The organism is Flavicella sp. (assembly GCF_029238425.1).
GTDB lineage: Bacteria > Bacteroidota > Bacteroidia > Flavobacteriales > Flavobacteriaceae > Flavicella.
Window position 1 is genome coordinate 1 of sequence record NZ_JAQWGB010000055.1, and the last position, 10187, is coordinate 10187.

The window sequence follows — 10187 nt, forward strand, 5'->3', positions numbered from 1 at the left end:
GTTATATAAAGATAGTGTTTTGAATAATTGGCATAAAAAAATCCTTCAAGAATACTTGAAGGATTTTTTGGCATTGATTTAAATTAAGTTAGATCTTATCTCCTAAAAAGGCTTCAATTTTTTTAGGATTTCCATCTGCATCTCCGGTTAGTAGATAATAAATCATTCCGGCATCAGAGATATCTGCTCTTTTTTCATTGTGTTTTTTCATACAAATCCATATCCAAGCAATATCGGGATCATCATGATTTTTTAGCCAATCCCAAACACTCCAGTCATGATTGGAACTCAACCCAAGGTTTGGATTGTTTTTCATGTTCTGATCTTTGATACGCTCAAAATGAAGTCGATTTTCACTTAACTCTAGTACTTGATCTATGGTATGGTGTTCCGGCCTTCTTAGATGGTTGTCGTTATAATAACTATGAGAAATAATATAAACAGATTGTAACGATTCTTTTTTCTTTCCATGCATCACTTTTTCAACCGATTGGTACAAAAATTCGGAGGGTCCCATATTTACAAAAAACAGAGGGTTTTCTGGAGTAGATTTTTCTATCTCTTTGGCCAAATGTTTGACTGCTTTCTTTTTATCAGTTCCTACGTCAAAGAATATTTTTTTATTAAAATCCCATCTTTCAATAGAACCATCAACGCCCTCCTTCATGTAATTTCTTACGGTAGTATGAGCAGGGGAGGGCATAAAATTATTATACGAAAAATGCACCAATTTATCTTGAAGATCCATTTTCGCTAGAAATGCTAAAGCAGCTGGGGTAGCGCCCCAATCATCTGGATCCGCATAGTTGTATTTACCTTTGTGTTCAAGGTCGGGTTGTGCATTTCCATCTGCACTGCATGCAATGCGATAGTTGTTGTATTGCAGATCTTGTGCTTGTAAGTTGTGTAATACAGAACAAAAAAACGTAAAAAATATGAGCTTACTTTTCATAGAGAAAATTTAATAGAATTATTCACAAATGATAGTTTCTGTAACGTCTTTAGATTGCGCCATCGCTTCATCGTTTGTAATTCCAGAAGAAAGCACCATTTTGTCCAATTGAAACTCTTCTGATCTTGCACAAATCTTTAGTGTATATTCACCAGGCTCTGGGAAACGCACCGTAAACCAAGAACTAGATTTAGGGTTGTGCAAGTCTAATGCTCCACCATAGGTAAACTCTACTTTTCCTCGACTCACAAATTTCTCATAATGTTCCAGAACTACAGATTCATTATTTACCCAGGCATATCCAATATTTCCAGGGAAATACATCCATACATCGTTAGATTTATCGCCTTCCGCATGATCAGGCTGTCTCATATACCATTTCACCAAATAGTTTTTAGCTTCAGGGATATTAAATTTTATTGATATTTCATGATCTAGATTTTGAGCATTGTAGCTATTATATCCATAGTATTCAATATACTTTCCTCCAGAGGCTTTTTCATCTTCTTTGATTCTCCATTTTCCTTTCAAATCAAAACTTTCTGCTTCCAAAATTAACAAACCATCTTTTGGATTGAGGCTACATTTTTTTTCTGGTTCTACTGGCTCTTCTTCTTCTTCCTGTTTTGTGTCATCGGTAGGAGTTTCTGTTTCTTCTATGGCCTCTGCCTTGTCCTCAGAACAAGAAATACTAACAATTGAAAAGAGGCAAAAAATAAAAATAATTGAGCTTGCTTTAATTTTGTTTAAATCAGTTTTTATCATGTTTAAAATAGTTTATTAAGTCGTCAAACCTTGTAGATTTGTAGACTAGGGTTTAGTTGGTTTCAAAATATAATTTGATACTTCAAAATTATGTTTTAGGCCTGTAAGTGTTGTGAAATAAGACTTTACAATAACTTTACTGTTTGGTTTTGTGGCTAAAAAAAACTTTACCATTAGTTTGTCAATCATAATTATTAACTACATTGGTCGCTATGATTAAAAAATATAGAATATCATTTTTGTCTATTGTATTTACTATTCTTTGCTGGATACCTAGTTCTTTGTCGGCTCAAGAAAAGATAAAGAAGGAGAATAAATGGGAACCGGAAAATAAAGAAATGATCCTTTTGCAAAGCAAGGATACTATTGCTTTAATTGATTTGTATTTAGAGTATTCTAATGAAGATAAAAACAATGGTCAATATACAGATGCTTATGAGCATTTATGGAATGCGATGGTTTTGGCTGATGCAGCACAAATTGATTCAAAACAATCTATAATTCATGACGAATTAGGAGTTTTGTATAGTATATATGGTCAGGAAGATGAAGCAATAAAGCATAAGAATATAGCACTAGCTTTTGTGAAAACGAGCTTAAATAAGACAGATGATTTAAATGTTAGGTTGGGAAAAGCTTATTTCAGTTTGGCGGTTCAATATAGGAAAGCGAAAAGGTTTGATCAGGCCATGGTGTATTTGGATAGCTGTGGAATGTATGGCGCACAAAAATATGTCAATTCTAAAGGGAATCCGTATATAAACACTGAAAAAGGAACCATCTATTTTTTACAGAACAAGTTAGAACTTGCTGAAAAGTATTTATTAAAAGCAAAAGAAGATTTAGAAAATGAGAAAAAACATTTTACAATTATAGTCTATGCTGTATTAGGAGATTTGTATGTTGCAAAAAAAACTCCAAGCAAGGCGGTTTATTATTATGAAAAAAGTCTTTTTGACATGGAACTTTATAAATCCCATACGGATTTTAAAACCGATGTTCTAAGAAAGTTGGCGACACTTTATAAAGATAAAAATCAAGTGAAAGTTGCCTATAAATATTTAGAATCGTCAACTAAAATTGCAGATAGTTTGTTTAGTATTAGAAGTACGAATAATAGTAAAATGTTTGAGATTAAAAATAAGTATCAAGAAACAATTGCTGAAAAGAATAAAGAAATTTTAAGTCAAGAATTAAACCTTGCTAAGAAAAACAAAATTCAGATTCAGTTGGTTTTTGTACTGTGTTTGATATTTGTAGTATGTGTGTTGTTTACCTTAGTTTTTTCACACAAAGCAAAGGTGAAACGCTTGCAGTTGGAAAAGCAACAAGTTTTGATTCAAGAAAAACATAGTAAAGAAAAATATGAATTAATGTCAGAAACAAAAAGCAAAGAGCTGACAGTATCTGCCTTACAACTGATAGAGAAAGATAAAAAAATTGAATCTTTATTGGGCTTGATAAAAGAGCATTCACCCGATGACTATGTAAAAGTAAAACAACAGATTAACAGTGAGAATAAAGATTTATGGCAAAGTTTTAATCTAAGATTTACAGAGGTAAATGTAGATTTTTATAAAAGATTGAGGTTGCAACACGATAGCTTAACTCCAACAGACGAAAAACATTGCGCGTTGATCAAGTTAAAGTTTGATAGCAAAGAAATGGCACGACTATTAAATATTTCTGTGAGTAGCGTGCACATTTCAAGACACCGGATTCGAAAAAAAATGGGATTAGAACGCGGTGATGATTTGAGTAATTATATTGCCTCTATATAAAGTTTCTTAGAAATTTTAAGCAACCGGTTTTCCTTTACTCAATTCTAATAGTTGGAACCATTCTTCTAATTCCAGATTAACACTCAAGGCTGTATTGGCGTTTAAAATTCTTTGTTTGTTAGTGGTTCCGATAACAGGAGAAATTTTAGCAGGATGTTTTAATATCCAACTTAATAAAATAACATCTTCAGTCGTGTTGTATTTTGCAGAAAGGTCACCCAATAGTATTTTGATTTGGGTTGTTTTGTCATTAGATTCTCTAAAAATAAAACCTAAAGGGCTCCAGGCTAAGGGTTGAATATTATGTTGTAGCATTTGATCTAGCGTACCATTTTCCATAGCAGTATGTTGCGTTAAAGAAAACTCAATTTGATTGACAGAGATAGGTGTTTTTGTTGCAATCAAATTTACTTGAGATGGTGTAAAGTTGGAGACTCCAAAAGCTTTTATTTTTCCTTCAGCTTGGAGTTTAGAAATAGCTTCTGCAATTTCATCAGGTTCCATTAATGGGCTTGGTCTATGCAATAGAAAAGTATCTAAATAGTCTGTTTTTAGTTTTCTAAGAGATTCTTCAGCACTACAAATAATATATTCTTTAGAGTAGTTATAATGTTTCAATCTATTGTTTCTGACACCTCCTTCAAGTTGAATTCCGCATTTTGAAATCAGTTGGATAGCTTCTCGTTGTACAGAGCTCTTTGCAAAGGCCTCTCCAAAATGAGCTTCACTGGTATAATCACCGTAAATATCAGCATGATCAAAAGTGGTATTTCCTTGTGCAACACAAAATTCTATCATTTCACTCTGTTGTTGAATAGTTAGTTGCTTTCCCCAGGCTCCCCAAGTCATGCAGCCAATAATTATTTTTGATGGATGTTCCATAATGATGATATCTCAGTTTTAAGGACTATAAAAGTAACTAATCTGTTTTAGATGCTGAGAATCACTTTTTTTATTTAGGAAAATGATTTTATATTTTTCGAATAAATTTTGCAGGTGAACCAAACCAAAGTTCACCGTCAGGTATATTCTTTGTCACAAGGCTAGCTGCTCCAATCATTGCATTTTCACCAATAATCACTCCACCTAGTATCGTTGAGTTGGCACCAATGGAAGCTCCTTTTTTTAGCAGGATTGATTGATATTTTTCAGGGTAGCTTTTGGAACGTGGATATTTATCATTCGTAAAGGTAACGTTGGGTCCAATAAATACATTGTCCTGAATTCTCATACCATCCCAAAGAAATACACCTGACTTAATGGTAACGTTGTTTCCTATAATTACATTGTCTTCTAAAAAGGTATGGCAACTAATATTACAGTTTTTTCCAATAATTACGTCTTTCATTACAATTGAATGTTGCCAAATTCTAGTTTGAATTCCAATGTTTTCGGTTTGCACCTCAGATAAGGGATGGATAAAAAAAACGTTATTTTGGAATTTTGACATGATTTCTTATAGGTTTAGATGTGTTTTTATTGTTCAAAAGAATAAGGTACTATTAAGTTTTTAAACCAGTACTTTAACTGAAATCTTAAGTTAATAAAATACTCTTAGACTTCCATGAAAATATTTTGAATTAATTTCTGAACTCAGAATATTTGAGTTAATTTAGATGAAACTCTTCTAAAACTGGTAAAGCTTGATTGCTAAAGTCAAATAATGCTTGGTTTTCCCAGGACGAGCCCTCTTGAGATTTATTTCCGTTCCATGCGATTAGTTCAGCTCCCCAATAACAGAAGCCTAGTCCATTTTTTGTTTCCTTGACAATCTCCTTTATTTTTCTAATAAAGTTTTTTTGTCCATCTTGAGTTGCAGGATATTCAGGGAGAATTAAGTGTTCTTCAAGTCCAACAATATTATTAGTCCAATCGTTCCAGTCAAGCCGAAACGGATACGCTGTTTCTGCAATGAGAATATCTTTATTGTAGAGATTGCTGAGTAATTGTAGGTCGTCTTTAAGTGCATTCAAATCTTTCCCATGCCAAATAGGATAATAGGACAAACCAATGATGTCATAGTCTAGATCTTTTATTTCGTTGAAAAACCAATCAGAACCTTTTATGCCAGCATAGTGTAAAATGATTTTTGTGGTGGAAGATGTCTTTCTTACGGCTAAAATACCTGTGTCTAATAATTCAAGAAACTGCTGATGATTATTAAATATATCACCGAAGGGATGTAAAAATCCATTGTTGATTTCATTTCCAATCTGGACAAAATCGGGTTCTATTTCCTGTATTATTTTCTCCGTATAATGGTATACTTCTTCCTTTAATTCACTAAATGAATGGTTAAGCCAGTCTTTGGGAATGATTTGTTGAGAAGGATCTGCCCAGATGTCTGAATAATGTACTGTAAGCCAAATTTGAAAACCTTTTGATTTCAATGTTTGAGAAAACTGTTTTACTTCTAAAAATGAAGAATGTTCGTTCTTGGGATTTACCCATAGTCTTAATCGTATTGTGTTGACGCCTTGCGATTTTAAAAGGGTTAAAAAGTCGCTTTGGTTACCTTTTAGGTCATAAAAGGCAGGCTGTGTATTCGAAATTTCAGGAAAGCTTGATATATCTACGGCAGATATAAAATCAAGTTCCTTTGAGTCAGAAGTACTAGGAGAACTATTTTCGTTTTCGCAAGAAACAAAAATGATTAACAAAAATAATATTGAAGTAAACTTAGTCATCCGCACCTTGTTTGTATTTTTTTTAGAGATTAAAATATGAATAACTTAAAAATACTGAATTAACGCTAGATTAAATACGAAAGGTTAAAAAAAGAGCCCATTATAAACAATTGATTAACATGTGATTAAATAAATTAAAAGCAGGTGATTTCGAGCATTGGATTTCTAGTGTAACAAAGATTTTTTTCATTAAAGTTGAATTGTTGGGTTCCAATGAACCCAAAATAAAAGTCCCTGAAGAATTACTTGAGGGACTTGTATTTTTTATAGTAGCTGGCTGTTATTTCGTTAACCAGTTTTTAGCATTTGTAAAAGCTTCTAACCAAGGAGAGACTTCATCTTTTCTTCCAACAGGGTAGTTGGCCCAGTTCCACTGGAAAATAGAACGTTCAATATGAGGCATCATTACTAGGTGACGACCATCGTTTGAAGTCATCATAGCTGTATTAAAGTCAGATCCATTTGGATTTGCTGGGTATCCTTCGTAACCGTATTTAGCAACGATATTGTATTTTTCTTCGTTGTATGGTAAGTTGAATTTTCCTTCACCATGCGAAATCCAAACTCCTAAAGTGTTTCCTGCAAGAGAACCTAACATCACAGAGTTGTTTTCTTGAATCGCTACAGAGGTAAATCCACTTTCGTGTTTGAAAGAATCATTATGTCCCATTTTAGGTTTTTCTTCATGATCAGGATTGATCAGACCTAATTCTACAAATAACTGACATCCATTACAGATTCCGATCGATAAAGTATCTTCTCTTTTAAAGAAATTATCCAAGGCAGCTTTTGCTTTTTCGTTGTATAAAAAAGCTCCGGCCCAACCTTTCGCAGATCCTAAAACATCAGAGTTTGAGAATCCTCCAACTGCTCCAATAAACTGTACATCTTCTAAGTTTTCACGTCCTGAAATTAAATCAGTCATATGAACATCTTTTACATCAAAACCAGCTAAGTACATAGCATTTGCCATTTCTCTTTCCGAGTTAGATCCTTTTTCACGAATAATCGCTGCTTTAGGTCTAGGTTTACTAGCATCCAATTCAGGTAGTTTTCCGTCAAAGTTTGTTGGGAAGTCAAATTGTAAAGGCTGCTCTTTATAATTGTTAAAACGAGCTGTAGCCAATCCGTTTGCCGTTTGTTTGTCGTCTAATAAATAAGAAGTTCCAAACCAGATATCACGTAAATATGCAACATTAAATACTTCCGTAGTATCACCATTTTTAACAGTAACCTCACTACTTCTGATTGCGTTTCCTAAAACAGTAAAAGCAACACCATTTGCAGTCAATATATTTTCTATTTCAGCATCATCAGATTGGATGATGACACCGCTATTTTCTGAGAACAATGCTTTTACAGTGTCTGCTTCTCCAAGAGCAGTGATGTCAATATTTGCTCCTACCATCGTTTGAGAGAAACACATCTCTAAAATAGTAGTAATCATACCACCTGCAGAAATATCATGACCAGCTAAAATTCTTTCTTCTTTGATCAATTGTTGAACCGTATTGAAGGCAGTTTTGAATTTCTCTGAGCTGTTGATATTTGGACTTTCATTTCCGATTCCGGCAACTGCTTGTGCAAAAGAAGAACCTCCTAGCTTAAAGCTATCGTTTGAGAAGTCTATATGATAAATTTTGTTTTGTGCTTTTTTCTGGAAAACAGGCTCTACTACTTTATTGATATCATTACAGTGTCCTGCAGCAGAAATAATAACCGTTCCTGGAGAGATTACCTCTTCATTAGGGTATTTCTGTTTCATAGATAAAGAATCTTTTCCTGTAGGAATATTGATTCCTAATTCAATAGCAAAGTTTGAAACAGCTTCTACAGCGTTGAACAAACGAGCATCTTCTCCTTCGTTTTTGCAAGGCCACATCCAGTTCGCTGATAAAGAAACAGATTTTAAATCCTCTTCTAATGGAGCCCATACTAAGTTTGTAAGAGATTCCGCGATTGCATTTCTAGATCCAGCAACTTCATCGATCAAACTAGCAACAGGAGCATGTCCTATACTTGTAGCAATTCCTTCTTTTCCTTTGTAATCCAAGGCCATCACAGCAACGTCATTCAATGGTAATTGCAAAGGTCCAGCCGTTTGTTGTTTGGCAACTTTACCACCCACACAACGGTCTACTTTGTTTGTCAACCAATCTTTACAAGCAACAGCTTCTAATTGCAATACATTTTCTAAGTATTCGTGTATGTTAGTAGCTTCATATGATAAAGCATTGTATTTTCTATTGATAGAGGTATCGTTCATGATTGTCTTTGGAGAGCTTCCAAACATATCATTCATAGACAAGTCCATTGGCTTTTCACCAGTGGTAGCAGATTCAAATGTAAATTGATCATCATTGGTAACATCACCAACAGTATACATAGGAGAACGTTCTCTATCAGCAACACGCTTTAAAAAATCTACATCATTTTCGTTGATCACCAATCCCATTCTTTCTTGAGATTCGTTTCCTATTTTTTCTTTGGCAGATAAAGTAGGGTCTCCAACAGGTAATTTATCTAAATCGATTTTTCCTCCAGTGTCTTCTACCAATTCAGACAAACAGTTTAAGTGTCCACCTGCACCGTGATCATGAATAGATACGATAGGGTTTACATCACTTTCAACCATTCCACGAACGGCATTGGCAGCACGTTTTTGCATTTCTGGATTAGAACGTTGTACAGCATTCAATTCAATTTGACTGTCCATTCCTCCGGTATCAGCAGATGAAACCGCAGCTCCACCCATACCAATTCTATAATTATCTCCACCTAAAATGACAATTTTGTCACCTTCGTTTGGAGTATCTTTCAATGCTTGCTCGTTTTTACCATATCCAATACCTCCGGCTTGCATGATTACTTTATCAAATCCTAATTTTCTTAGAGAGTCAGAACTTGTAGCAGATTCATCTGCTTCAAAAGTCAATAAAGAACCAGAAATTAAAGGCTGTCCAAATTTGTTTCCAAAGTCAGATGCACCATTAGAGGCTTTGATTAAGATGTCCATTGGAGTTTGGTACAACCAATCTCTTTCTTGCATAGTTTCCCATGGTCTGTTTTCAGACAAACGAGAGTAAGAAGTCATGTATACCGCAGTACCCGCCAATGGTAAAGATCCTTTACCTCCAGCCAATCTATCTCTAATTTCTCCTCCAGATCCAGTTGCCGCCCCATTAAAAGGCTCTACTGTTGTTGGAAAGTTATGAGTTTCTGCTTTTAATGAAATTACAGATTCGTATTCTTTTGTTTCGTAAAAGTCAGGTTTGTCAGCAGATTTTGGTGCAAATTGCTCCACTTTCGGACCTTTTACAAAAGCTACGTTATCTTTGTATGCGGATACAATTCCATTTGGATTTTGTTCTGATGTTTTACGAATCATTTTGAATAAAGAAATATCTTTTTCTTCTCCATCAATAACAAATGTTCCGTTGAATATTTTATGTCTACAGTGTTCTGAGTTGATTTGTGAAAAACCGAATACTTCAGAATCTGTCAATTTTCTTCCAATTTTTTCAGACATTCCTTCTAAATAAGCAACCTCATCTTCGCTTAAAGAAAGTCCTTCTTGCTGGTTGAATGCCTCAATATCTTCAATATCTAAAACAGCCTGTGGCTTTACATCAATCGTAAATAATTCTTGATCTAAGTTTGTATACAATACCTGTAACATTGGATCAATAGCAGCATCTTTAGAATCTACTTTTGTAAATTCTTCAATTCTGATGATTCCTTCAATACTCATGTTTTGAGTAATTTCTACGGCATTGGTACTCCAAGGAGTAATCATTTCTTTTCTTGGACCTACAAAGTAACCATCAATTGCTGATGCTTCTGCTTGTGTAGCGTTTCCAAAAAGCCAAACTAATTTTTGAATGTTTTCTTGTGATAGTTCTTTGGTTTGAACTGCAAATACAGTGGTATTGCGTTGAAAGAATAGAATCATTGAGTCTTAAATGTTAAAAGCTTTATTGCTTAGATTTTTAAAAGCACAAA

General features: G+C 34.1%; 7 protein-coding genes. 1 reads left to right on the forward strand and 6 read right to left on the reverse strand.

The annotated features are described in order from the left end of the window. Positions 1–88: 88 nt before the first annotated feature. Both P8H68_RS03710 and P8H68_RS03715 read right to left on the reverse strand, forming a co-directional pair. Positions 89–952 (reverse strand): hypothetical protein, encoded by an 864-nt coding sequence (locus P8H68_RS03710; protein WP_300321770.1) that lies wholly within the window; start codon positions 950–952, stop codon positions 89–91. Positions 953–970: 18 nt separating this feature from the next. Beyond that, positions 971–1717, reverse strand: coding sequence for a hypothetical protein (locus P8H68_RS03715; protein ID WP_300321773.1), 747 nt, complete (start codon positions 1715–1717; stop codon positions 971–973). Positions 1718–1929: 212 nt separating this feature from the next. Here P8H68_RS03715 and P8H68_RS03720 point away from each other — a divergent pair, with 212 nt between their 5' ends. Beyond that, the gene (locus tag P8H68_RS03720) at positions 1930–3498 is read left to right on the forward strand and encodes a hypothetical protein (protein ID WP_300321776.1); all 1569 of its coding nucleotides are present in this window, start codon (positions 1930–1932) and stop codon (positions 3496–3498) included. A 15-nt stretch (positions 3499–3513) separates the two neighbouring features. Here P8H68_RS03720 and P8H68_RS03725 read toward each other — a convergent pair whose 3' ends face one another. The 4 genes from P8H68_RS03725 to purL form a co-directional block, all read right to left on the reverse strand. Beyond that, complete coding sequence (locus P8H68_RS03725) at positions 3514–4380, reverse strand: aldo/keto reductase (RefSeq protein ID WP_300321778.1); 867 nt, start codon at positions 4378–4380, stop codon at positions 3514–3516. 88 nt (positions 4381–4468) lie between these two features. Next, on the reverse strand, positions 4469–4948 hold the full coding sequence (locus P8H68_RS03730) for an acyltransferase (RefSeq protein WP_300321780.1): 480 nt from the start codon (positions 4946–4948) through the stop codon (positions 4469–4471). Positions 4949–5105: 157 nt separating this feature from the next. After that, positions 5106–6185, reverse strand: a complete 1080-nt coding sequence (locus P8H68_RS03735; RefSeq protein ID WP_300321783.1) for a glycosyl hydrolase 53 family protein — start codon at positions 6183–6185, stop codon at positions 5106–5108. A gap of 280 nt (positions 6186–6465) precedes the next feature. Then, complete coding sequence (gene purL / locus P8H68_RS03740) at positions 6466–10137, reverse strand: phosphoribosylformylglycinamidine synthase (RefSeq protein ID WP_300321786.1); 3672 nt, start codon at positions 10135–10137, stop codon at positions 6466–6468. Positions 10138–10187: the final 50 nt, after the last annotated feature.